This window comes from Cryobacterium sp. TMT2-4 (assembly GCF_004402575.1).
Lineage (GTDB): Bacteria > Actinomycetota > Actinomycetes > Actinomycetales > Microbacteriaceae > Cryobacterium > Cryobacterium sandaracinum.
Genome location: NZ_SOGE01000040.1, coordinates 39,398 through 61,639 on the forward strand (window position 1 = coordinate 39,398; position 22,242 = coordinate 61,639).

Genomic DNA, 22,242 nt, shown 5'->3' on the forward strand with positions numbered 1-22,242 from the left:
CATCGCCCGGAGCTAGTTCTCAGTCGAGGCGGAAGACCCCGTCGAACACGAGTTCTGCCGGGCCCGACAGTGAGACGTGCTCGCCGTCCTCGGTCGGAAACATGCGCACGCCGAGCGTGCCGCCGGTGACCTCGACCTGCCACTGGTTCGGGGCACCCGCGCCTGCCCAGTGCCGGGTGGCGAGGGCCGCCGCGGCCGCCCCCGTACCGCAGGAGAGTGTTTCGCCGCTGCCGCGCTCGTGCACGCGCATCCGGATGCGGCCGACACCGTTCACGACGAGCGGATCGCCCGGAAGCACGAACTCGATGTTCGCCCCGGCCGCCGGGTCAGGGTCGAGCTGCGGCACGAAGGTGAGGTCGACGCCTGCGAGCTCGTCGTCGTCGGCCAGTGCCACGACCACGTGCGGGTTGCCCACGTTGATGCCGAGACCGGGGCGGGCCACGGGCAGGTCCTTCGCCCGAACGAGCGGTTCGATACCGTCGAGGCGCCACCGGCCGAGGTCGACCTGGTAGCCGGTTGCGCCGCGCTGCACGTCGCGCACTCCCCCGCGGGTGCCGATGCAGAGCGTGTCGCCGCGGTCGAGCGAGGTCAGGCCCTGCTCTACCAGGAAGCGGGTGTAGACGCGGATGCCGTTGCCGCACATCTCGGACACCGTGCCGTCGGCGTTCCAGTAGTCCATGAACCATTCGGCCGCGTCGTCCTCGGCGAGGGCGATCGCACCGGCGGCCAGGCTCGTGGAGCGCACCGCGCGGATGATGCCGTCGGCACCGATGCCGAATCGGCGGTCGCAGATGGCCCGGATCTGGCTCGGGGTAAGGTCGATCTGCCCGTCGGGATCAGAGAAAAGCACGAAGTCGTTCCCGGTGCCGTGGCCCTTGGTGAAGTTCAGATCAATACCCATGCCGTCCAGTTTAGGAGGCCGGGTCGGCCGCCCAGTGATCGGCCGGCTGCTCCGGGTCGGCCAGGCGGGTCAGCGCCCGGTCAACCCGATCCGGCGCGTCGAAGTCGATCCAATGGGTGTGCGGGGAACGCTTGAACCAGCTCACCTGCCGTCTCGCGTACCGGCGGGTGAACTGCTGCGTCACCTGGATAGCCTCCGCCCGGCTGAGGCTGCCCGTCAGCTGCCCAAGGGCCTGGGCGTAGCCGATGGCCCGGCTGGCCGTGACACCGGTTTCGAGTCCGCTCGGGATCAGCCCGCGCACCTCCTCGACGAGCCCGCGGGCCCACATACCCTCCACCCGGGCGTCGAGGCGGGGGGTGAGCTCCGCGCGCTGGGCGCGGAGGCCCACTGTGACCGCGGGCATCCAGTAGACCGGCTCGTCGGGCAGGGCGGCGGTGTGCGGCCCCCCGGTCAGCTCCACGACCTCGAGGGCGCGCACGAGGCGCCGACCGTTGCCGGCGCCGATGCGGGCGGCGGCGACCGGGTCCACGGCCTTCAACCGGGTGTGCAGGGCACCAGGCCCCTGCTCGATCAGGTCGGCTTCGAGTCGGGCGCGCAGCACGGCATCCGTGCCGGGGAACTGGAAGTCGTAGACCACGGCGGACACGTAGAGCCCGGAGCCGCCGACCAGGATGGGCACGCTGCCGCGCGCCACGATGTCGGTGATCGCGGCGCGGGCCTCCGTCTGGTAGCGGGCGACGGTGGCCTCGTCGGTGACCGACAGCACGTCGAGCAGGTGGTGCGGGACGCCGCGGCGCTCCAGCACGGTGAGCTTGGCGGTGCCGATGTCCATGCCGCGGTACAGCTGCATGGCGTCGGCGTTGACGATCTCCGCCCCCCGACCGGCCTCGGCCAGGCGTTCGGCGAGGTCGAGCGAGAGGTCGGACTTGCCGGTGCCGGTGGGTCCGACGACAACGATCAGCGTCGGGTGGGCGCCGGTCACCGGGTTCGTGCCGGGCACCTGCCTAGCGCTCCCCGTCGGTGACGTCGTAGATCGGCGTGGTGCTGGAACTGGTCACCGCGGGCGAGCCCACGGCCCGGTCGGGTAGGCGCAGGGTCGGCAGACCGAGGGAGACCGAGCCAGACCCGCCTGCTGCTCCGCCGTGACTGGGCACGCCGCAGGACTCGGCTTCGAGGCGGTCCCAGGCGTCGCCGGCGATGGTGCGCCGGATGCGCAGCGGAGCCCCGTCGACAGAGTCGGCGATCAGGTGGAAGGGGGCCGCCTGGGTGACCGTGACGGTCACGAGGTCGCCCGGACGGGGCAGTTCCGAGCCTTCCGGCACGTCGAAGTGCACGAGCCGGCTGTCAATGGCGCGACCGCTGAGTCGACGGGTGTCGGCGTCCTTGCGGCCCTCGCCGTTGGTGACGAGCAGTTCGACCTCGCGACCGACCACAGCCTGGTTCTCCTCCCAGGAAATCCGCTCCTGCAGGGCGGCGAGGCGCTCGTAACGATCCTGCACGATCTCCTTGGGGACCTGGTCGGGCAGCGTCGCGGCGGGGGTCCCGGGCCGGATGGAGTACTGGAAGGTGAAGGCGGTGGCGAACCGGGCCAGCTCCACGACCCGCAGGGTCTCCTGGAAGTCCTCCTCGGTCTCGCCGGGGAAGCCGACGATGACGTCCGTGCTGATGGCCGCGTGCGGCATCTGCGCGCGCACGCGGTCGAGGATGCCGAGGAACCGCGCCGACCGGTAGGAGCGGCGCATGGCCTTGAGGATACGGTCCGAGCCGGACTGCAACGGCATGTGCAACTGCGGCATGACCGACGGCGTCTCGGCCATGGCGTCGATCACGTCGTCGGTAAAGGCAGCCGGGTGCGGGCTGGTGAAACGGATGCGTTCCAGCCCCTCGATCTTGCCGGCCGCGCGCAGCAGCTTGCTGAAGGCGAGACGGTCGCCGAACTCAACCCCGTAGGAGTTGACGTTTTGGCCGAGCAGGGTGACCTCGATCGCCCCGTCGTCGACGAGGGCCTGGATTTCGGCGAGGATCTCGCCGGGACGGCGGTCCTTCTCCTTACCGCGCAGCGCGGGCACGATGCAGAACGTGCAGGTGTTGTTGCAGCCGACGGAGATGGAGACCCAGCCGCTGTAGCTCGAATCGCGCTTCGTGGGCAGGGTCGAGGGGAAGGTCTCGAGGGAGTCTAGGATTTCGAGCTGGGCCTCGCCGTTGTGCCGTGCACGCTCGAGCATGCTCGGCAGCGACCCCATGTTGTGCGTCCCGAAGACGACGTCGACCCAGGGTGCCTTCTTGAGGATGACGTCCTTGTCTTTCTGGGCCAGGCAGCCGCCGACGGCGATCTGCATGCCGTCGTGGCGGCGCTTGACCGAGGCCAGCTGCCCCAGGTTGCCGTAGAGCTTGTTGTCGGCGTTCTCGCGGACGGCACAGGTGTTGAGCACGACGATGTCGGCTTCCTCCCCGCCGGCCGTCACGTAGCCGGCCGCTTCGAGCGACCCGCTGAGCCGTTCGGAGTCATGCACGTTCATCTGACAGCCGAAGGTGCGCACCTCGTAGGTGCGGGCCCGGCCCTCAGCATCGTGCGCCGCCTGGCTTGGAGCAATCAGAGTCGGCGCGCTCAGGGCCGAGGTGCGCAGGGCCGCGGTGCGCAGGGCCGCGGTGCGCAGGGCCGACTGCTGCGGGTCCAGCGTCTCGGCGCTGGAGAATGGGGGCGTGGCGGTGCTGCTGGTCATAGTGGGTATCAGCTTACGCGTGGCACCTCCGAAACCGGGCCGGGTTGCCCCGACCCGCTCCCTACTGGAACCGCACCCGCGATGGCGAACCACCGCGGGAGGCAAGGGCGGCCTTCACCGCCACGCGCACGATGGACGAGGAATAGCCCTTGCGCATCAGGAACGCGTTGAGTCGACGGTCGATGGTCTGGTCGTCGAGCCGCCCGAGCTGCCCCACCCGCTTGACGGCTATTTCGATGGCCCGTTCCGTCTCGTCGTCGGGCATTTCGTCGAGCTTTTCCAGGATGAGGTCCTGATCGAGCCCACGGCGGCGCATCTCCGCCTGCACACCGGAGCGCCCCAGGCCTTTGCGCTCGTGGTGGCTGTGCACGATCTGATCGGCGAGGCGGCCCTCGTCGATGTAGGACAACTCGATGAAGCGCTCGATGATCTCTTCGATCTCGTGCTCAGCGACCTCCGTACCGCCAAGAACTGCGCGGGCCTCGGCCGCCGACAGGGACCGGCCGCGCAGCCGCTGGCGCAGCACCCCCTCGGCGTGCTCGCGATCGGCGGCGGCCCGGGACGCCACACCCTCGGGGGTGGCGTCCCCGTCGTCGGCACCGACACCAGCGTCGGCACCGACACCAGCACCGGCACCAGCACCGACACCGGCACCGACACCGGCACCGCTGTCGACTGCGGGGCCGCTCGACGCCGCCGGACCACCGTCGCCGAGATACGTGACCGGCGCCAGTTGTTCATCGGCGATCGGCGCCGCCTCGAGCTCGGCCGGCCGGGTCGCGGCGGTGCCGCGGGCCGCGCTCTTGCGACGTGCCGCACTCAGCGACGCGACCTCGTCGGCCGGCTCGAAGTGGACCATGCGCTACGCCCCCTTGCGGGCGGCGAGCTTGGCCTGGAGGGACTCCGCCTTGGCGGCTGCGGCCTCCTTGGCTGCGGCTGCGGCGACCAGGGCGGCTGCGGCGTCGATTGCGGCCTGCGCCTTCTTGGCGGCCGCACCCTCGGGGCTGATCCCGAGCTTGAAGAGGATCTTGTTCTCGATCTCGTTGGCCATCTCCGCTTCACGCAGCAGGAAGTTGCGCGAGTTCTCCTTGCCCTGGCCCAGCTGGTCGCCGTCGTAGGTGTACCAGGCTCCGGACTTCTTGACGATGCCGTGCTCGACACCGAAGTCGATCAGGCTGCCTTCCCGGGAGATGCCGATGCCGTAGATGATGTCGAATTCCGCCTGCTTGAAGGGCGGTGCCATCTTGTTCTTGACGACCTTGACCCGCGTGCGGTTACCGACGGCCTCGGTGCCGTCTTTCAGAGTCTCGATACGGCGGATGTCGAGGCGCACCGACGCGTAGAACTTGAGCGCCTTGCCACCGGCGGTGGTCTCGGGGCTGCCGAAGAAGACCCCGATCTTCTCGCGCAACTGGTTGATGAAGATCATGGTGGTGTTGGTCTGACTGAGGCCACCGGTGAGCTTGCGCAGGGCCTGGGACATCAGACGGGCCTGCAGGCCCACGTGCGAGTCACCCATCTCACCCTCGATCTCGGCGCGGGGAACCAGCGCGGCGACGGAGTCGATCACGATCAGGTCAATGGACCCGCTTCGCACGAGCATGTCGGCAATTTCCAGCGCCTGCTCACCCGTATCGGGCTGGGAGACGAGGAGCGCGTCGATGTCGACTCCGAGCTTGCGGGCGTACTCAGGGTCCAGAGCGTGCTCGGCGTCGATGAAGGCGGCGATGCCGCCGTTCTTCTGCGCGTTCGCGATGGCGTGCAGGGTGAGCGTGGTCTTTCCCGACGATTCCGGACCGTAGATCTCCACGATGCGACCTCGGGGCAGGCCACCTATGCCGAGGGCCACGTCCAGCGCGATCGACCCCGTGGAGATCGTCTCGACGGGGGCGCGCTCGTCGCTGCCCAAACGCATGATCGAACCCTTGCCGAACTGGCGGTCGATTGCTGCAAGAGCGGTGTCGAGGGCTTTTTCGCGATCTGCTGATGATGCCATGAGTGATCTCCTTCGGTCGTGCATTCCGGCGCCTATAGGCTGTCGCGTTTGGCTACCGGGACGACCCCGACACCCGCTTTCAACAAGGCATGTGCTCTCTGTCGCTGACACAAACCGACTGTACGCGGCACGTCCGACAGAGCCGGGAACGGGGAGCGGCAGTGGATAAGCCGTCTTCGACTCCTGCTGTGGAGGAGTATATCAAAATGCGAACACGCATTCGAGAATTCCACGGAATCCAGGGCGTGTCGAGCGAAAACTAGCTGCGGGCGGCGGGGAGTCCCGCGCCGTACCAACGGGCCTTCGGGACATCCGTTTCGGCGCAGAGGGCAAGCCAGACGTCGCGCGCCGAAGCACCGCCGGCCAGAGCCTGGTCGGCGGTGCATCCAAACGGGGTCAGGATGAGATCTCGAGTGAGGACGCGGCCGTAGCCTTCGCCGAACTCGTCGCTCAATGCCTGACGGAACTCACTGAGCCGCATGGGATGGAACTAGCGCACCATCATGTCGTCGTAGTTGGCCACGAGCTCGTCGGGCACAGTGTCGGGGAATCTGTCGATTCCCTCGATGATGGCCAGTCGGTCGCCGACTTCCCGCATGATGACCGAGATCGGGGTCTCCAACGCTTCTGCAACGGAAGCCAGAATCTCGGAAGACGCTTCTTTCTGGCCACGCTCCACCTCGCTCAGATATCCGAGGGCCACACTGGCCCTGCTGGCTACCTGACGGAGTGTGCGCCCTTTCTGCAGGCGGAAGTCCCTGAGCACATCGCCGATTTCCTGTCGAACAAGAATCATCGGAACCTCCTTCTCGTACTGATTATGTGTTGCTTATCGAGTACCGTTTTATACTTCTGGCGCCCACTCAACCGGGTGGTTGCGTGTGTTGGATCGCAAGAGTACTACAACCTTGAACACCCTGACACTACCGATATCGACTGGGCTTTTCTTGTGAATATGCTCGTTGTAACCACGGAATTCGGGGAACTATTCCACCGCGTCACGGGCTAACAGCTGCCACACAGCTTCGACGGCCGCGGCCACGGAGGCCGCTCGAACGAGGGCACGGTCTCCGTGCAGCCGGAGCGGGATGACCGATATTTCTCCTTCACGAGCCAGCCCGAGGAACACCGTTCCCGGCTCGTGGCCACCCTGGCCGTCGGGCCCTGCCACACCCGTCGTGGCGATGCCGATGTCGGCGGGCCGGCCGTCGACGGCGAGGCGCGTACGCACGCCCTCTGCCATCTGCAGGGCAACCTGCGGGTGCACCGGGCCGTGCTCCTCGAGCAGAGCCGCGTCGACGCCGAGGAGGGTGTGCTTGAGCGCACTCTGGTACGCCACCACTCCCCCGTTGACGACGACGGATGCGCCGGGGATGCGGATGAGTTCGGCTGTCAGCGCCCCGCCGGTAAGGGACTCGGCCACGGCGATAGTGAGGCCGCGGCGGGTGAGCTCGGCGACGAGGCGCGCGGTGGCATCCGTCGCCCCGGGTATGTCAGCAGGTGACAGGGCCTCGTCGAATGCCGGAGGAATCGGATCAGCCACGGTCGTGCTGGAGCCGGTTTTCGCGCCGCGCGGCCACGAGGTAGTCGAACCCGGTGACGACGGTAACGATGAGGGCGAGGGCCATGGCCGTCCAGTTGACCCAGTAAATCCAGTCGCCCAGCAGCAGCCAGAGGGGCACGAGGGCGAGGGAGATCGCCACGGACTGCAACACGGTCTTGAGCTTGCCACCCCGTGACGCCGGGATGACCCGGTCCTTCAGCATGACGAACCGGAACACCGTAATGCCGACTTCACGCACGAGGATGACGATGGTCACCCACCACCACAGTTCGCCGAGGATGGAAAGGCAGACCAGGGCTCCGCCGGTGAGCACCTTGTCGGCGATCGGATCGAGGATCTTGCCGAGGTCGGTGACCAGGTTGTGCCGACGGGCGATGGCCCCGTCGATCCCGTCGGTGGCGATGGCCACGATGAACAGGGCGGCCGCCCACCAGCGCAGCGCGCCGTCCTGGCCGGCGTCGGCGAGGAGCATATAGATGAACACAGGCGCGAGCAGGATGCGCACGATCGTGATCAGATTCGGGAGATTCCAGTTGCTGGGCCGGACGACCGGCGTGGATGGTGTGGCCATGGGTCAGTCCCTGTCGGTCAGTTGCCAGGCGTCTTCATCGGGAGATGCGTCTTCTTCAAGGTACCCCTCCGACATTTTGGCGACCGGGTCGTCGGCGTAGCGCGGATCGGGCGGGCCGGGCGTGTGCTGGGCCGCGGACTGGTGAGCTGCGGCGGCCTGAGCGGTGGCCGTGGCGGCGTGGTGTTCGGCGTCGGAGCCGCGCAGCAGGGCCAGCACGCCGGGCAGCTGCTCCACGGAGACGAGCACGTCGCGCGCTTTCGATCCCTCGGAGGGACCGACGATTTCGCGGGACTCGAGCAGGTCCATCAGGCGGCCCGCCTTGGCGAAGCCGACCCGGAGCTTGCGCTGCAGCATCGACGTGGACCCGAACTGGGTCGACACGACCAGTTCCGCCGCTGCGAGGAGCACCTCGAGGTCATCTCCGATGTCGGAGTCGATTTCTTTGCGGGGGGCGACCATGGAGACATCCGGCCGGTAGTCGGGGCGGGCCTGCAGAGTGACGTGCTTGACGACGCGTTCGATCTCGGCCTCGTTCACCCAGGCCCCCTGCACGCGGATCGCCTTGGAGGCTCCCATCGGCAGGAACAGGGCGTCGCCCTGCCCGATCAGCTTGTCGGCGCCCGGCTGGTCGAGGATGACCCGGGAATCGGTGACGCTGGTCACGGCGAAGGCGAGGCGGGAGGGCACGTTGGCCTTGATCAGGCCCGTGACGACGTCGACGCTGGGGCGCTGGGTGGCGAGCACGAGATGGATGCCCGACGCGCGGGCCAGCTGGGTGATGCGCACGATCGAGTCTTCGACGTCGCGCGGTGCGACCATCATCAGGTCGGCGAGCTCGTCGACGACGACCAGGAGGTAGGGATACGGCTTGAGGCTGCGCAGGCTGCCGGCGGGCAGCACGATCTCGTTGTTGACGACGGCCTTGTTGAAGTCGTCGATGTGGCGGAATCCGAAGCTGGCCAGGTCGTCGTAACGCATGTCCATCTCCTTCACCACCCACTGCAGCGCCTCGGCGGCCTTTTTCGGACTGGTGATGATGGGCGTGATCAGGTGTGGAACCCCCGCGTAGGCAGCCAGCTCGACCCGCTTCGGGTCGATCAGCACCATGCGCACGTCGCTCGGCTTGGCCCGCATGAGCAGGCTCGTGATCATGGAGTTGACGAAGCTGGACTTGCCGGAACCGGTGGAACCGGCGACCAGGAGGTGAGGCATCTTGGCGAGGTTGGCGAGCACGAAGCCGCCGCCGACGTCTTTCCCGACGCCGATGGTCATCGGGTGGGTGCTGTTCGAGGCCGCCGGGGAGCGGAGCACGTCACCGAGGGTGACGATTTCGCGGTCGGTGTTGGGGATCTCGATGCCGATCGCGCTCTTGCCCGGGATCGGCGACAGGATGCGCACCTCGTTTGAGGCGACGGCGTAGGAGAGGTTTTTGCTCAGCGCGGTGACGCGCTCCACCTTGACTCCGGGGCCGAGCTGGATCTCGTACTGGGTGACGGTGGGGCCGCGGGAGAACCCGGTCACCTTCGCGTCGACCTGGAACTGGCGGAGCACCTCGGTGATGGACTTGACGATCTCGTCGTTGGCCGCCGAGCGGGCCTTGGCCGGCGGGCCCTTGGTGAGGGTCGTGTCCGAGGGCAGCAGGTAGGGCGCGGCGGGCTGGTCTGATGCCGGCGGAACCGGGGCCGGCACCAGGGACAGGGGCGTGTCGGCGGAACCGGCGGCCCCACCGGCCGCGGCCGGGTCGAGTGCGTCGAATCCTGCTCCGGTCAAACCGGGAAGAACCTCGGTCAGGCCCGTCTGGTCGTCGGCCTGGAGCCCGGTCGACGAGCCCTGCGGCAGGTCGATCGCGCCCGTGAAACGTTTGAGGACGTCTTCGGCTCGGAGCAGGTCTTCGAGCACCTCGGTGCCGTAATGGTCCTGGTTGAGACCCGGGGTCGTCGGCGTCGTCTCCAGCGCGGTGTCGAAGCTGCCTCGTTTGTCGCCGCCGAGCAGGGTGCGCAGCGGGTCGGCGCCGTGCGGGCCTGCGGCGTTCGGATCGTCGGCGGGGGTACCGGCGCCGTTCGGGCCGAGCGGCCCGCCGAAGTCAGGGTCCTCCTCGCGCTTGCTCGTGTTGCGCCGCCACCAGGGCAGCGCTCCGGCATCTCCGTCGTCATCGTCGACCCCGTCCAGTTCGACCTGAACGGCCTTCTCATGCTTCGCTTCCCGGGCGGCGGCGCGCTCCTCGGGATCGGGGAGCTGGGCCCCGAATAGCCAGGCATAGAGCTCCCGGCTGCGTTCACCAATGCGGTTGGGCGGGGTCTTGGTGATGATGAAGAGGCTCAGGGCGAGAAGCAGGATGACGACGATGGTGGCACCGATCGCCGTTGTCAGGTAGATCAGGGGGGCAGCGATCATCCAGCCGATGACGCCGCCGGCCAGTGCGAGGGTCTCCATGCCGTCGCTGGGGGCAGGCTGGCCACCGAAGATGTGGCAGAGACCCGACACCGAAACGAGTAGCACGGATAGTCCGATGCCGATGCGGCCGTTGTCGTGCACCGAACTGGGTTTGCGGAACAGCCAGACGGAGAAGAGCAGCATGATCACGGGCAGGGCGAACGCGACGCGGCCGAACAATCCGCCGAAGGTCCAGGCGTCGAGGGTCTGGGCGACCGCGTTGTTGATCAGGAACCACTCGATCACGGCGCCGGCGACCGAGAGCAGCACGAGGAAGAAGGGCAGGCCGTCGCGGCGCTCTTCTTTGGAGAGCTTCTCCGGGCCGAGCGCGCGGGCAGCCCCGCCGGTCACGTGGGCCAGGGCCATCCACGACCGCACGAACAGACTCGGCCTGACCTCGACCGCGGTGAACTTGACCGTCTTCTGAGCGGCGGTGCGGGCTGCGGGCTTGCGCGCCGGGGTGCCGCGCGCAGGCGTGCTGCGGGCGCGACCGTTCGACTTAGTGCTCGTAGCCATGCAACTACGGTACTTCGATCCCCCGACATTGGGGCTTAGGCACGCCAAAACGCCTGCGGGCGGCGATCAGCGACCGCGACATCAGGGCTGGGCGGACGCGCGGCATCCGTCGCCCTCGGCGGGATCAGGCCTCGATCACCAGAGGGACGATCATCGGGCGGCGACGGAAGGCGGTATTCACCCAGCGGCCGACCGTGCGGCGCACGATCTGCTGCAGCGCGAACGGGTCGCGCACCCCGTGCTCGGCGGCTTCCGCCAGGGCCGCCTCGATTTTCGGGCGCACGGCGTCGAACACCGAGGCGTCTTCGGCGAAGCCCTTCGCGTGGATCTCGGGCCCGACGATCACCTTGCCGGTGGCGGCGTCGACCACGATGATAATCGAGATGAATCCCTCCTCGGCGAGGGTCCGGCGGTCCTTGAGGTCGGCCTCGGTGATCTCGCCGACGGTGGAGCCGTCGACGTAGACGTAGCCGAGGTCCAGCTGGCCGACCTTGGTGGCCACACCGTCCCGCAGGTCGATGACCGTGCCGTCCTCGGCAAGGAGCACGTTCGCCTCCGGCACGCCGGTCTGCACCGCGAGCTTGGCATTGGCGACCAGGTGCCGGTATTCGCCGTGCACGGGCAGCACATTCTTCGGCTTCAGGATGTTGTAACAGTAGGTCAGTTCCCCGGCGGCGGCGTGCCCGGAGACGTGCACCTTCGCATTACCCTTGTGCACCACTGTGGCGCCCAGCTTGGTCAGGCCGTCGATGATCCGGTAGACCGCGTTCTCGTTGCCGGGAATCAGGCTGGACGCCAGGATGACGGTGTCGCCGTGGCCGACTTCGATCTGATGGTCCTGGTTGACCATCCGGCTGAGCACGGCCATCGGCTCCCCCTGCGAGCCCGTGGACATGTAGACGATCTTGTCGCCCTGGATGTTGCCGGCCTTCCTGAAGTCCACCAGCACACCCTCCGGCACCCGCAGGTGGCCGAGGTCGGCGGCGATGGTCATGTTGCGCACCATCGAGCGGCCCAGGAGCGCGACGCGGCGACCGTTCGCGTGGGCGGCATCGAGCACCTGCTGCACCCGGTGCACGTGGCTGGAGAAGCTGGCCACGATCACCCGTCGGGGAGCCCGGGCGATGACGTCGTCGAGGACGGGACCGATGGAGCGTTCCGTGGGTGTGAAGCCCGGGACATCCGCGTTGGTGGAATCGACCAGGAACAGGTCGACGCCCTCGGTGCCGAGACGCGCGAATTCGCGCAGGTCGGTGAGGCGGTTGTCGAGCGGCAGCTGGTCCATCTTGAAGTCGCCGGTGTGCAGCACGGTGCCGCCGGCGGTCTTGATGGCCACAGCCAGGGCGTCGGGGATGGAATGGTTGACGGCGACGAACTCGAGGTTGAACGGGCCGAGCCGTTCCGTCTGGCCCTCCTTGACCTGCAGCGTGTACGGCGTGATCTTGTGTTCCTTGAGCTTTGCCTCGATAAAGGCGAGGGTCAGGCCCGAACCGATCAGCGGAATGTCCGCACGCAGCTTCAGAAGGTAGGGGACGGCGCCGATGTGGTCCTCGTGGCCGTGCGTGAGCACGACCGCGAGGATGTCGTCGAGGCGATCCCGGATGGGGCTGAAGTCGGGGAGGATCAGGTCCACGCCCGGCTGGTGCTCCTCGGGGAACAGCACCCCGCAGTCGACGATCAGCAGCTTGCCGTCGATCTCGAACGTGGTCATGTTGCGGCCGATTTCGCCGAGGCCACCGATCGGCGTGATGCGGAGGGTTCCCGCCGTGAGCGGGGCCGGGTCGTACACATCGATGGGCACAGGCCCTCCTCGGGGTTCGGTGGAGCGGTTAGCGTGTCGTTCCGGCGACCTTCGGCAGGGCGCCGCCGGCCGCGGCATTGCGGTCCGGGCGGAAGTTGGAGAAGTTGACCCCGGGGATGTTCTTGACCAGGTCTATTTCGTCTTCGATCTGGGCGGCTTCCCACTCCTCCGGGCCGACGAGGGGCAGGCGCACGCGCGGGCTGTTGATTCGGCCGAGGCCGTGCAGGATGTACTTGACCGCGACCGTACCCGGAACGTGCGTCATGCAGGCCCGCACCAGCGGTTCGAGCTGCTGATGCGCGGCGGTGGCCGCCTTCAGGTCGCCCACATTCACGGCGTCGACCATCTGGCGATACGGGGTGGCGGCGATGTTCGCCGTGACCCCGATCAGGCCGGTCGCCCCGATCGAGAGGTGCGGCAGAACGTTGGGGTCGTCGCCGGAGAAGTACATCAGGTCGGTCTGGTTGAGCACGCGGCTGACCTGGGCCAGGTCACCCTTGGCGTCTTTGACGGCGAGGATGTTCGGGTGCTTCGCGGCCCGCAGGATCGTCTTGTATTCGATCGGGATACCGGTGCGTCCGGGGATGTCGTAGAGGATCACGGGCAGATCCGTGGCATCCGCGATCATGCGGAAGTGGGTGAGAACGCCGGCCTGGGTGGGCTTGTTGTAGTACGGGGTGACGATCATGTTGCCGTCGGCGCCCGCCTTCTCGCTCTGCTTGGCAAGCTGCATGGCGTGGGCGGTCTCGTTGGACCCGCCGCCGGTGATGATCTTCGCGCGTCCGCCCGAGATATCCTTGCCGACCTCGACCAGGCGAATCTTCTCCGCGTCGGTGAGGGTAGACGTCTCACCGGTGGTGCCGGTGACGACGATGCCGTCCGCTCCGGCGTTGATGACGTCGTCGATGTGCTGGGCAACGCCCGCCCAGTCGACTTCGCCGTCGGCGGTGAAGGGAGTCACCAGGGCAACGAGGACCTGGCCGAAGGGATTCTGAGACATAGACACGAGGGACAGGCTACCGGTCAGTGTGCGGCCGCGCACCGCCGCGGCGTCACGTTACGGGGCGACGCGACCGTTCTTGTTGAAGGCGGCGTAGGTGAGCGGCATCAAGGTCGCGAACTGGTCTTCCATCTTCTCGGCGCACATCTCGATCTCGCGCTGCGGGAACGACGGGAAGTGGGTTCCCTCGCGCTTGGTACGCAGACTGAGAAAGTTCATCAGCGACCGGGCGTTCATGGTCACGTACATCGAGGAGAAGATGTTGAGCGGCAACACGATGCGGGCAACCTCGCGGGCCACGCCGGCTTCGAGCATCCGTTGATACGACGCGTAGGCGTGCGCGGAGGCCTCGCGGGTCAGCTGGTCGACCAGCGCGGCCTGCTCGGCCGTGCCGGGCAGGAAGTCGTAGGCGCCGGGCTTGCCGACCTGCACGAGGTTGCGGGTCGGGGCCGGAACGTAGAAGACCGGATTCAGCTCGCGATAGCGGCCCGATTCCTCGTTATAGGAGGCGATGCGGTGCCGCATGAACTCGCGGAATACGAAGATCGGCGCCTGCACGTAAAAGGTCATCGAGTTGTGCTCGAACGGCGAGCCGTGGCGGTCGCGCATGAGGTAGTTGATCAGCCCGGCGTCACCCGTGCTCGGGGCGTCGCCGTCCGATTCCTCGAGCAGGGCCTTGGTCAGGGTCTGCTCCCCCTGAGTCGACACCCGTGCGGCGAACAGCACATCGGAGTCGTGGGCGCTTGCGCGCACCAGTTCGACGGTTACATCGGAGCGGAACTCAATTTCAGACACGGCTAAACGATACCTGCTGCACGCGTAACCTGTCGTCACACGGACCCGCCCGGCCCGAGATCCTTGTAACGTCGCAGCATGAGTTCGACCTCCGCCCTGATTCTCGTGCTGGTTCTTGTCTCGGGCACCACCGTGCTGGGCCTCTTCTGGCGGTCCCGCCAGGGGCGCCCCATCGTGGTCACCCCGGCGGCTCCGGAGGCGCTCGGCGTGCCGGACGCGCTCACGCCGGCGGATGTCAGCAGCCGGGTTCCGTTCGGCGCGAACGCCACGCTCGTGCAGTTCTCCACCAGTCACTGCGCCCGCTGCCCCGGCACCCAGGTGCTCCTCGCCGGCCTGGCCCGGTCCCGTCCCGGCGTCGCGCACCTGGACGTCGACCTGACCCACCGCCGCGACCTCGCGAACCGGTTCGGGATCCTGCAGACCCCGACCACACTCATCCTCGACGGAACCGGTCAGGTGCGCGCCCGGATCGGCGGCGTTCCGAACCGGGCCGGCGTCCTCCGGCAACTCGACGACCTCACCGGGAGCAGCCATGCCCAGTTCGCCCGCTGAGCCCCGGCCGCAGCCCTCCGCGCGCCGGGCCCGCCCGGATCGCCCGGACCTCGACCCGCGCGGACCACGCTTCGGCGCCGCGATCACGGCCGTTCTGCTCCTGGTGGTGGTGTTCCTGTCGCTGACCGGGGCATCCGTTGCCGCCTTCGTCCTCCTCACGATCCTGGCGGCCCTCTTTGCCTGGGGTGCGTTCGCCGGCGCCGGGCGGCACCCTTACGGCGTGCTGTTCAAGACCGTCGTGCGGCCGCGGCTCGGCCCGCCCACCGCACTGGAGAAAGCGGCCCCGCCGACGTTTGCGCAGGGGGTAGGGCTGCTGGTCACCGTGACCGGCGTGGTGCTCGGTCTGGCCGGGCTGACGCCCGCTGTGGGCGTCGCTGCCGGCGTCGCGTTCGTCGCGGCGTTCCTGAACGCCGTGTTCGATTACTGCCTCGGCTGCCAGTTGTACCTGCTCCTGGTGCGTGCCGGCATCCTCGGACGCGGGCCGACGCCGCTGGCCGGGAGCTGACGGCCGCCGCAGCTCCATCCCTGATCATTGGCTGAGAGTGAACCCTATGTGGGCCGAGGCGACAGTTAGGCTGAAGCTTCACCTCAGGAGGCAACATCATGGCACTCACCAGCGAAGCAACAACTGTCTGGACCGGCGATCTGAAGTCCGGCAGCGGTACCGTCACCCTCGACTCCTCCAAGACCGCCGAGTTCCCGGTCACCTGGCAGGCCCGGTCGGTCGGCACCCCGAACACCACCAACCCGGAAGAGCTTCTCGGAGCCGCCCACGCGGCCTGCTTCTCGATGGCGCTGGCCAACGGCCTCAGCGCCGGCGGACACACTCCCGACAGCATCCAGACCACCGCGGCCGTGACCTTCGAGGCCGGCGTCGGCGTGGTGGGTAGCCACCTCCTGGTCAGCGCCAAGATCCCCGGCCTGACCGAAGAGGAGTTCGCGGTCTACGCCGAGGACGCCAAGGCCAACTGCCCGGTTTCGAAGGCGCTCGCGGGCATCCCGATCACCATCGAAGCCGAGCTGGCGTAGGCGCGGCCCGCACACAATGCGAGTTCTCGTCTCCGGTGCGTCCGGACTGATCGGCACCGAGCTGAGCGCACAGCTGCGCGCGGCCGGCCACACCGTGGCCCGCCTGGTGCGCCGCGATCCGCGCGGGGCCGATGAATTCCGCTGGGACCCGGCCGCGCTGAGCATGGACCAGGGCGCCCTCGACGGCGTCGACGCCGTGATCAACCTGTCGGGGGCATCCATCGCCCGTCTGCCGTGGACGAAGGCCTATCGCCGGGAGATCCGTGACTCGAGGGTGCAGGCCACACGCACGCTGACGGATGCCATGGGCCGGCAGGCGACACCGCCAGCCGTGCTGCTCAATGCGTCGGCCGTGGGCATCTACGGCGACCGTCCGAGCGAGGTGCTCACCGAGAACTCCCCGGCCGGCAATGATTTTCTGGCGAAAGTCACCAGAGACTGGGAGGCCGAGGCCGCACGTGCGCCGGAGTCGACCCGTGTCGTCACCCTCCGCACCGGGCTGGTCATCGCCCGCGGCGGCGCCCTGAAGCCGCTTCTGCCGATCGTCAAGCTTGGCCTGGGCGGCCCGCTCGGCCGCGGCACCCAGCACTGGCCGTGGATCAGCCTGCACGACGAGGCCGCGGCCGTCGTGCACCTGCTCACCTCGACGCTGTCGGGTCCGGTCAACCTGGTCGGCCCGACACCGGCCACCGCGAACGACGTCATCCGGGCCGTTTCAGCCGGGCTGCACCGCCCGTTCCTGGTGCCGGTGCCGGAATTCGTGCTGACGCTCGCACTGCAGGATGCCGCTCGCGCACTGCTGCTCGCCGACCAGCAGATCGTGCCGGAGAGGCTGCACACAGACGGTTTCGTCTTCACCCACAAAACCGCGGCCGAGGCCGTGGCCTGGATGCTCAGCCGCCCGTAGTTCTGACGGTTCGCGGCCTCGGACGGCCAAGGCGCCACCCTGCCCGGGGTTCGGGCGCGGTCGGGGATGCGGGCGCGGTCGCAGCGGGCCGAGGGCATCCGTCGCGACGTAAACTCGGAGAAAATCGGGACACGCCGCATTTTTCGGTTGCTCCGGCGGCGTGTCGCGAAAACTTTGCATTTAGCGCGCGGTGATGGATGCCGGTGAGCTGGTTCGAGGGCCGGGTCACCGGATTTCGGCGGGCTCACGCACCGGTGGAGGCTAGGCGCGCTCGAGGGAGATCGCGGTACGGATGGCGCCGCGGGCGCGACGGCGGTCCCCCGATGAGTTGTAGGCCAGGCCGAGCCTGAACCAGGCGCGCCAGTCGTCGGGGGCGGCATCGACGGCCGCCCGGTAGATCGGGAATTCGGCGTCGGCCTCGTCCCGCATGGGGCGTCCGCTCGGCCGGATCGGCAGTTCTTCGACGGGGAGCCCGCCCTCGGCCTCCAGCCGGCGCACGAGCCGCTCGGAGTTGCGCCCGAACCGGAGTTCGGCGACCAGCGCCCAGACTCCGACCAACGGGAGCACGAGAAGCGCCACCCCGATCACGATGCCGATGATTTCGCCGCTCTGCAGGAATAACACCGCTCGCCAGCCGACGAGGACCAGGTAGAAGACCAGCAGCAGGGCCATCAGGCCGGCGGCAAGCCGGCCCTTCATACGGCGGCCTCACCCGGGTGGGAGGTTGTGGCCGTCGTCGGCGCACCCAGTCCGAGATCGATGATCTGGTCAAGCCCGACGGTGACGCCGACGGCCGTGCGGGTGGCCGCCAGGGCCAGCAGGATGCCACGTTCGTAGGATGCGGCCGACAGGGTGTTGTGGCTGATCGTGAGGGTCTCCCCCGCACCGCCGAAGAACACGTCCTGGCGGGCGAGCATGCCGTCGAGGCGCAGGCTGTGCACGGGAATGCTCGACACCTGCTGGCCACGAGCGCGCTGGTCGGTGTGCGGCGCCGACACCGGCCCGATTTCGGCCCTGGCCCGCCCGATCAGTTCGGCGGTGCGCACGGCCGTGCCCGACGGAGAGTCCACCTTGCCGGCCCGGTGGGCCTCGACGATCTCGATCGAGTCGAAGAAACGGGCGACGAGCACCGACAGGCCGGTCGCGATGACCGACGCCATCGAGAAGTTGGGGATGATGACGACGCCGATCTCATTCTGCCCGGCGAGGCGGGCGGAGAGGGCGTCGATGCGGTACTGCGACCAGCCGGAGGTGCCCACGAGCACGCGCAGGCCGTGGTCCACTGCGAAGTCGACCACGCTTTGACTGACCCCGGGCAGGGTCAGGTCGATCACGATCTCCGCGCCGATCATCTCGGAGAGGTCGCTCTTCGAGTTCAGGCCGGCGACGAGGACGTACTCCTCGGACTGCTCGACGAGACCCGAGACCAAGCGGCCCATCGTTCCCGATACGCCGACGATGGCCACCCGTGTTTTCATGGGTCCAATCTATCAATCGCGGGGCATCGAGTTAGCCTTGGGCCATGCCTGACTCCCCCGCCCTTGCCTTCACCGCTGTGTCGGTGACGGATGCCGGCTCCATCGTGCTGCTCACCCAGTACTTCAGCGATCGGGAGTCGGGCTTCCCGGCCGCGCAGGGCCGGTACCGCACCACGTTCCCCGATCCGGTCCAGTTCCTGCCGCCGTCCGGGGTGTTCCTGTTGGTCAGCGAGCAAATGGGACCGGCCGAACGAGCGTTTGTGGGGTGTGGCGGCATCCGTCGTCTCGAGGACTCCCCGGCCGGAAATGTGCGGTTCGAGATCAAGCATCTCTGGCTGCAGCCGCAGGTGCGCGGGCGCGGCTGGGGGCAGTCGCTGCTGACCGAGCTCGAACGGCGCGCCCGGGAGTTCGGCGCCGACGACGTCGTGCTCGACACCAACGCGAGCCTGACCGCGGCCGGAGCACTCTACGCGCGGTCGGGCTACGAGTCCTGCGCGCCGTATAACGACAACCCGAATGCCACGACCTGGTATCGCAAGAGCCTCACCCGGAAGACGGACGGAGCCGGGCCAGCCGAGAGCCGGCCGCCCGGAACCCGCCTATCCACCTAGAACAGGAGCGGGTCCGGCAGACCGGTGCGCAGCTCCACGGGGAGGTGTCCGGTGTCGTTGTGGGTCAGCAGCGTCCAGGGGCGGCCCGGTTTTTGGTGCAGCACGGTGAGGCCGCAGTTCGCCTGGTTGATGCTGATCCACCGCCAGTCCGGGGCGCCCAGTACCTCCCGCACGAACCAAGCGATGACGAAGTTGTGGGTGATCAGCAGGTCGTGGCGTTCGCCGCGGCGCGGCTGGAGGAACTCGGCCACGGCGTCGCCCATCTGCGCGCTGCCGGCCTCGATGTCGGCCTCAGTGACCCTGCCGAAGAACGGCGCATAGGCCGACGGCGTCTCCGGCGCCCTGCCGGAGGGGATGCAGTCGAAGAGCAGCGGGCTGGGCACCGAGGTCAGAGCCGGCAGTCGCTGCGCGATGATTTTCGCCGTGTCGGCGGCGCGCTGCAGCGGGGAGTGCCAGGCGTCCGTGAACGGCACGCCGCCGAGACGCTCGGCGATCAGCTGAGCCTGCCGGGTGCCGCGCGCGGACAGAGGCCCGTCGGGCATGCCGTGCTCGGCATCCTGCTGTTCACCGTGACGAACGAGGTAAATGTAATGGTGCAAGGGGATCTCTCTCAGTCAGGAGCCGCACATCAGCGTGTGGCCCCGGCTTTGGGTCTCGGTGGTTCTGGGCATTCAGTATCTGGGCACTGAGTTTTTGGGTACCGAGTTTCTGGGCTCGACCGTTCTGCTCAGGAGGGCACAAAGGTCGGCAGGATCGCGGCGAAGACGTCGTCGTCGAGCGCGCCGACCGCGGAGATGGAGAGCGAGCCGGCGGCCAGTTCGGCGGCGAGGTTCTGAACGTCGTCGGCCGTGACGCGCGCGAGCCGGCGGAGGGCCTCGTCGAGGTCGATGAACTCGCCGAGGGTGATTTCGGCGCGGCCCAGCCGGGACATCCGGGTATCGGAGTCTTCAAGGGCGAGAGCGGATGCGCCGGACAACTGACCCGCGGCCCGCTTCATCTCGTCGGCCGTGACGCCGTTGTCGGCGAGTCGGTGCAGCTCGCCCAGCATCAGCTCGGCCACCTGGCCGGACTTCGCCGGGGTGCAGCCCGCGTACATGCCGAACAGTCCCGCATCCGAGTAGCCGGGCGCGAAGGAGTAGACCGAGTAGGCCAGACCGCGCTTCTCGCGGATCTCCTGGAACAGGCGCGAGGACATGCCCCCGCCGAAGATCGAGGTGAGCACGCTCATGGTGACGCGCCGCTCGTCGGTGGCCAGGAGGCCGGGGAAGCCCATCAGGATGTTCGCCTGTTCGAGCGGGCGGCGCACGATGGTGACCGGATCACCCTGACTGAGGGCGGCGGGGGCTCCGGACCGGCGGCCGACCGGGGGCGCGAAAACACTGAGGTCCCAGCCGGCGAGGGCGAGGGACCGGGTGACTGCTGCGACCAGCACGTCGTGGTCGACCGCGCCGGCCACGGTGACGACCAAGTCTTGTGGGCGGTAGTTCGCCCGGTAGTGCTCTAGAACGGCGGCATGGGTGGCCGCACGGATCGTGTCGGGACTGCCGCCGATCGGGCGCCCGAGCGCGTGATCTCCCATGACCGCCTCGAAAAAGCGCTCATTGGCGACGTCGGCCGGGTCGTCGTCGGCCATGGCCAACTCTTCGAGGATGACGCCCCGCTCGTTCTCAAACTCAACCGGGTCGAGCAGCGACGACGTGAGCATGTCGGTGAGCACCTCGACCGCCATCGGCAGGTCTTTGTCTTGCACCTTGGCGTAATAGCAGGTGTATTCCTTGGCCGTCATCGCGTTGTGCTCACCGCCGACCGAGTCGAAGGCGATCGCGATGTCGAGGGCGGTGCGCTTGGCGGTGCCCTTGAACAGAAGGTGTTCCAGAAAGTGGGTAGACCCGAAGTGGCCGGGCTCCTCGTCGCGGGAGCCGACCGCGACCCAGTAGCCGATGGTCAGGCTGCGGCTGCCGGGAACGTGTTCCGACACGATGCGCACACCGCTCGGCAGCACGCTGCGGCGCACCAGGGAATCACCTGCCGCGCGGAACGAGAGTTCGGGCAGATCCAGAGAGAATTCGACGGCACCGTTCATGACTAGACCACCTTACGTCACGGCGCCGACGCGGCCCGGGTGCCGGCACCGGTGTTCGGCCGGCACCGGTGCGTCAGGCCGAGATCCGGTGTTCGGCCGGCACCGGTGCGTCAGGCCGAGATCCGGTGTTCGGCCGGCACCGGTGCGTCAGGCCGAGATCCGGTCGAGGTCCACCATGTCGCTGCGGGTCAGACGGATGCCGGCCGCCGTCACGAGGGCGTCGACCTGTTCGGGCTGGCTGGCACTGGCCACCGGCGCCACACACGGCCCCCGTGCGAGCAGCCACGCGATCGCGATCGCCGCCGGCGGCGCCTCGTGCTCCTCGGCGATGCGGTCCAGCACCGCGAGCACGCGGAATCCACTGCGGTTGCGGTATCGGGCGCCGCGGGAGCTGCGAGTGGTCTTCTCCAGATCGGTCTTCGACCGGTACCGGCCGGCCAGAAATCCGTGGGCGAGCGCGAAATAGGGGAGCACCGCCATTCCCTGGGCGCGGGTGACGAGGGCGAGAGAGGATTCGAATGCGGTGCGGTGCAGGAGGCTGTACTGCGTTTGCAGGGCAACGAAGCGGGGCAGGCCGTTCGCCGCGAGAACCCGGGCCTCCATCAGGCGTTCGGCGGAGAAGTTGGAGGCGGCGAGGTAGCGCACCTGGCCGCGGCGCATGAGCACATCGACGGCGCCGAGGCTCTCTTCCAGCGGCACGGTCGGGTCGTCGAAGTGGAAGTGCAGCAGGTCGATGTAATCCGTCCCCAGCCGGTCGAGGGAGGCGTGCACGGCGCCGATGATGCTGCGGGAGGAGAGCCCGGGGTTGTCGAGGTTCTTGCCGATCTTGGTGGCGATGACGGTGCTGTCGCGAGTTCGGCGCGAGCGCAGCCAGGACCCGATGATCACCTCGCTGCGGCCGGAGGTGTAGCTGTCGGCCGTGTCGAGGAAGTTGCCGGCCAGGTCGCGGTGGCGGTCGAGGATGCGGTGGCTCGTGGCGCCGTCTGCCGTCCACCCGAACACGCTCGTGCCGAGTGCCAGCGGGTGCACGGTGAGGTCGGTGTCGGCAATCGTGCGGCGGAGCGCCAGGGGGGACGCCCCGGTCGCGGGGGCGGCCTGCGGGACGTACAGATCCGGGATCGCGAGCGGGGGCGGGGGCGGGGGCGGGGGCAGAAAAACCGCCTGCGGGGCGGTCGGGCTGGACGTCGAGATCGGATCCGGGCCCTGTCCGGTCGGATGAGCGGGCAGGCTGGTGGTCGTACGGCGGGAACCATGCATGCCCGGACGCGGCATCCGTCGTCTC

General features: G+C 68.3%; 23 protein-coding genes. 5 read left to right on the plus strand and 18 right to left on the minus strand.

Translation table 11 applies throughout. The features are described 5' to 3' along the window. Positions 1-19: 19 nt before the first annotated feature. The 13 genes from dapF to thyX all read right to left on the minus strand — a co-directional run bounded on the left by dapF (position 20) and on the right by thyX (position 14,300). Complete coding sequence (gene dapF / locus E3O54_RS14560; RefSeq protein ID WP_134401901.1) at positions 20-901, minus strand: diaminopimelate epimerase; 882 nt, start codon at positions 899-901, stop codon at positions 20-22. A 10-nt stretch (positions 902-911) separates the two neighbouring features. Continuing rightward, complete coding sequence (miaA, locus tag E3O54_RS14565) at positions 912-1,901, minus strand: tRNA (adenosine(37)-N6)-dimethylallyltransferase MiaA (protein ID WP_241976922.1); 990 nt, start codon at positions 1,899-1,901, stop codon at positions 912-914. A gap of 4 nt (positions 1,902-1,905) precedes the next feature. Further along, a complete protein-coding gene (gene miaB, locus E3O54_RS14570) occupies positions 1,906-3,624 on the minus strand; it encodes a tRNA (N6-isopentenyl adenosine(37)-C2)-methylthiotransferase MiaB (RefSeq protein WP_134401902.1) in 1,719 nt (572 codons plus the stop codon). Between the two features lie 61 nt (positions 3,625-3,685). Next, complete coding sequence (locus tag E3O54_RS14575) at positions 3,686-4,483, minus strand: regulatory protein RecX (RefSeq protein ID WP_134401903.1); 798 nt, start codon at positions 4,481-4,483, stop codon at positions 3,686-3,688. Positions 4,484-4,486: 3 nt separating this feature from the next. Beyond that, on the minus strand, positions 4,487-5,620 hold the full coding sequence (recA, locus tag E3O54_RS14580; protein WP_104170109.1) for a recombinase RecA: 1,134 nt from the start codon (positions 5,618-5,620) through the stop codon (positions 4,487-4,489). Between the two features lie 259 nt (positions 5,621-5,879). Continuing rightward, positions 5,880-6,101, minus strand: a complete 222-nt coding sequence (locus tag E3O54_RS14585) for a DUF3046 domain-containing protein (RefSeq protein WP_104101179.1) — start codon at positions 6,099-6,101, stop codon at positions 5,880-5,882. 9 nt (positions 6,102-6,110) lie between these two features. After that, a complete protein-coding gene (locus E3O54_RS14590) occupies positions 6,111-6,416 on the minus strand; it encodes a helix-turn-helix domain-containing protein (RefSeq protein WP_104101176.1) in 306 nt (101 codons plus the stop codon). A gap of 189 nt (positions 6,417-6,605) precedes the next feature. Next, entirely contained in the window at positions 6,606-7,163 is a 558-nt protein-coding gene (locus tag E3O54_RS14595; RefSeq protein ID WP_370247996.1) for a CinA family protein, read from the minus strand. After that, positions 7,156-7,755 (minus strand): CDP-diacylglycerol--glycerol-3-phosphate 3-phosphatidyltransferase, encoded by a 600-nt coding sequence (pgsA, locus tag E3O54_RS14600; RefSeq protein WP_134342204.1) that lies wholly within the window; start codon positions 7,753-7,755, stop codon positions 7,156-7,158. Before pgsA ends, E3O54_RS14595 begins: the two co-directional genes overlap by 8 nt. Positions 7,756-7,758: 3 nt before the next feature. Continuing rightward, positions 7,759-10,704, minus strand: a complete 2,946-nt coding sequence (locus tag E3O54_RS14605; protein WP_134401904.1) for a DNA translocase FtsK — start codon at positions 10,702-10,704, stop codon at positions 7,759-7,761. Between the two features lie 124 nt (positions 10,705-10,828). Then, positions 10,829-12,505 (minus strand): ribonuclease J, encoded by a 1,677-nt coding sequence (locus E3O54_RS14610; protein WP_194087077.1) that lies wholly within the window; start codon positions 12,503-12,505, stop codon positions 10,829-10,831. Between the two features lie 28 nt (positions 12,506-12,533). Further along, the gene (gene dapA, locus E3O54_RS14615) at positions 12,534-13,511 is read right to left on the minus strand and encodes a 4-hydroxy-tetrahydrodipicolinate synthase (RefSeq protein WP_134342207.1); all 978 of its coding nucleotides are present in this window, start codon (positions 13,509-13,511) and stop codon (positions 12,534-12,536) included. A gap of 51 nt (positions 13,512-13,562) precedes the next feature. After that, on the minus strand, positions 13,563-14,300 hold the full coding sequence (gene thyX / locus E3O54_RS14620) for an FAD-dependent thymidylate synthase (RefSeq protein WP_104101167.1): 738 nt from the start codon (positions 14,298-14,300) through the stop codon (positions 13,563-13,565). Between the two features lie 78 nt (positions 14,301-14,378). Here thyX and E3O54_RS14625 point away from each other — a divergent pair, with 78 nt between their 5' ends. From E3O54_RS14625 to E3O54_RS14640, 4 genes are all read left to right on the plus strand, one after another. Further along, positions 14,379-14,852 (plus strand): thioredoxin family protein, encoded by a 474-nt coding sequence (locus E3O54_RS14625; RefSeq protein WP_134342208.1) that lies wholly within the window; start codon positions 14,379-14,381, stop codon positions 14,850-14,852. Further along, positions 14,833-15,357 (plus strand): DUF4395 domain-containing protein, encoded by a 525-nt coding sequence (locus E3O54_RS14630; protein ID WP_104101163.1) that lies wholly within the window; start codon positions 14,833-14,835, stop codon positions 15,355-15,357. The genes E3O54_RS14625 and E3O54_RS14630 overlap by 20 nt, the downstream gene beginning before the upstream one ends. A 98-nt stretch (positions 15,358-15,455) precedes the next feature. Next, positions 15,456-15,881 (plus strand): OsmC family peroxiredoxin, encoded by a 426-nt coding sequence (locus tag E3O54_RS14635; RefSeq protein ID WP_104101161.1) that lies wholly within the window; start codon positions 15,456-15,458, stop codon positions 15,879-15,881. A 16-nt stretch (positions 15,882-15,897) separates the two neighbouring features. Next, positions 15,898-16,788, plus strand: coding sequence for a TIGR01777 family oxidoreductase (locus E3O54_RS14640; RefSeq protein ID WP_134401905.1), 891 nt, complete (start codon positions 15,898-15,900; stop codon positions 16,786-16,788). 261 nt (positions 16,789-17,049) lie between these two features. Here the strand turns inward: E3O54_RS14640 and E3O54_RS14645 are convergent, their stop codons facing one another. Beyond that, the gene (locus tag E3O54_RS14645) at positions 17,050-17,487 is read right to left on the minus strand and encodes a tetratricopeptide repeat protein (RefSeq protein WP_104101156.1); all 438 of its coding nucleotides are present in this window, start codon (positions 17,485-17,487) and stop codon (positions 17,050-17,052) included. Beyond that, positions 17,484-18,266 (minus strand): 4-hydroxy-tetrahydrodipicolinate reductase, encoded by a 783-nt coding sequence (gene dapB / locus E3O54_RS14650; protein ID WP_134401906.1) that lies wholly within the window; start codon positions 18,264-18,266, stop codon positions 17,484-17,486. Before dapB ends, E3O54_RS14645 begins: the two co-directional genes overlap by 4 nt. A 44-nt stretch (positions 18,267-18,310) precedes the next feature. Here dapB and E3O54_RS14655 point away from each other — a divergent pair, with 44 nt between their 5' ends. Further along, on the plus strand, positions 18,311-18,877 hold the full coding sequence (locus E3O54_RS14655) for a GNAT family N-acetyltransferase (protein WP_134401907.1): 567 nt from the start codon (positions 18,311-18,313) through the stop codon (positions 18,875-18,877). Here the strand turns inward: E3O54_RS14655 and E3O54_RS14660 are convergent. The 3 genes from E3O54_RS14660 to E3O54_RS14670 all read right to left on the minus strand — a co-directional run bounded on the left by E3O54_RS14660 (position 18,874) and on the right by E3O54_RS14670 (position 22,217). Then, positions 18,874-19,476, minus strand: a complete 603-nt coding sequence (locus E3O54_RS14660; RefSeq protein WP_104101149.1) for a histidine phosphatase family protein — start codon at positions 19,474-19,476, stop codon at positions 18,874-18,876. The two genes, E3O54_RS14655 and E3O54_RS14660, sit on opposite strands and share 4 nt — an antisense overlap. 128 nt (positions 19,477-19,604) lie before the next feature. Beyond that, entirely contained in the window at positions 19,605-20,960 is a 1,356-nt protein-coding gene (locus E3O54_RS14665) for a pitrilysin family protein (RefSeq protein ID WP_134401908.1), read from the minus strand. 147 nt (positions 20,961-21,107) lie between these two features. Beyond that, positions 21,108-22,217, minus strand: a complete 1,110-nt coding sequence (locus tag E3O54_RS14670) for an aldo/keto reductase (protein WP_134401909.1) — start codon at positions 22,215-22,217, stop codon at positions 21,108-21,110. Positions 22,218-22,242: the final 25 nt, after the last annotated feature.

Excerpts from the sequence above, each read along its gene's own strand:
- dapF (WP_134401901.1), bottom strand. The coding sequence starts at position 901 with ATGGGTATTGATCTGAACTTCACCAAGGGCCACGGCACCGGGAACGAC.
- miaB (WP_134401902.1), bottom strand. The coding sequence starts at position 3,624 with ATGACCAGCAGCACCGCCACGCCCCCATTCTCCAGCGCCGAGACGCTG.
- E3O54_RS14575 (WP_134401903.1), bottom strand. The coding sequence starts at position 4,483 with ATGGTCCACTTCGAGCCGGCCGACGAGGTCGCGTCGCTGAGTGCGGCA.
- recA (WP_104170109.1), bottom strand. The coding sequence starts at position 5,620 with ATGGCATCATCAGCAGATCGCGAAAAAGCCCTCGACACCGCTCTTGCA.
- E3O54_RS14585 (WP_104101179.1), bottom strand. The coding sequence starts at position 6,101 with ATGCGGCTCAGTGAGTTCCGTCAGGCATTGAGCGACGAGTTCGGCGAA.
- E3O54_RS14590 (WP_104101176.1), bottom strand. The coding sequence starts at position 6,416 with ATGATTCTTGTTCGACAGGAAATCGGCGATGTGCTCAGGGACTTCCGC.
- pgsA (WP_134342204.1), bottom strand. The coding sequence starts at position 7,755 with ATGGCCACACCATCCACGCCGGTCGTCCGGCCCAGCAACTGGAATCTC.
- E3O54_RS14605 (WP_134401904.1), bottom strand. The coding sequence starts at position 10,704 with ATGGCTACGAGCACTAAGTCGAACGGTCGCGCCCGCAGCACGCCTGCG.
- E3O54_RS14625 (WP_134342208.1), top strand. The coding sequence starts at position 14,379 with ATGAGTTCGACCTCCGCCCTGATTCTCGTGCTGGTTCTTGTCTCGGGC.
- E3O54_RS14630 (WP_104101163.1), top strand. The coding sequence starts at position 14,833 with ATGCCCAGTTCGCCCGCTGAGCCCCGGCCGCAGCCCTCCGCGCGCCGG.
- E3O54_RS14635 (WP_104101161.1), top strand. The coding sequence starts at position 15,456 with ATGGCACTCACCAGCGAAGCAACAACTGTCTGGACCGGCGATCTGAAG.
- E3O54_RS14640 (WP_134401905.1), top strand. The coding sequence starts at position 15,898 with ATGCGAGTTCTCGTCTCCGGTGCGTCCGGACTGATCGGCACCGAGCTG.
- E3O54_RS14645 (WP_104101156.1), bottom strand. The coding sequence starts at position 17,487 with ATGAAGGGCCGGCTTGCCGCCGGCCTGATGGCCCTGCTGCTGGTCTTC.
- dapB (WP_134401906.1), bottom strand. The coding sequence starts at position 18,266 with ATGAAAACACGGGTGGCCATCGTCGGCGTATCGGGAACGATGGGCCGC.
- E3O54_RS14655 (WP_134401907.1), top strand. The coding sequence starts at position 18,311 with ATGCCTGACTCCCCCGCCCTTGCCTTCACCGCTGTGTCGGTGACGGAT.
- E3O54_RS14665 (WP_134401908.1), bottom strand. The coding sequence starts at position 20,960 with ATGAACGGTGCCGTCGAATTCTCTCTGGATCTGCCCGAACTCTCGTTC.
- E3O54_RS14670 (WP_134401909.1), bottom strand. The coding sequence starts at position 22,217 with ATGCATGGTTCCCGCCGTACGACCACCAGCCTGCCCGCTCATCCGACC.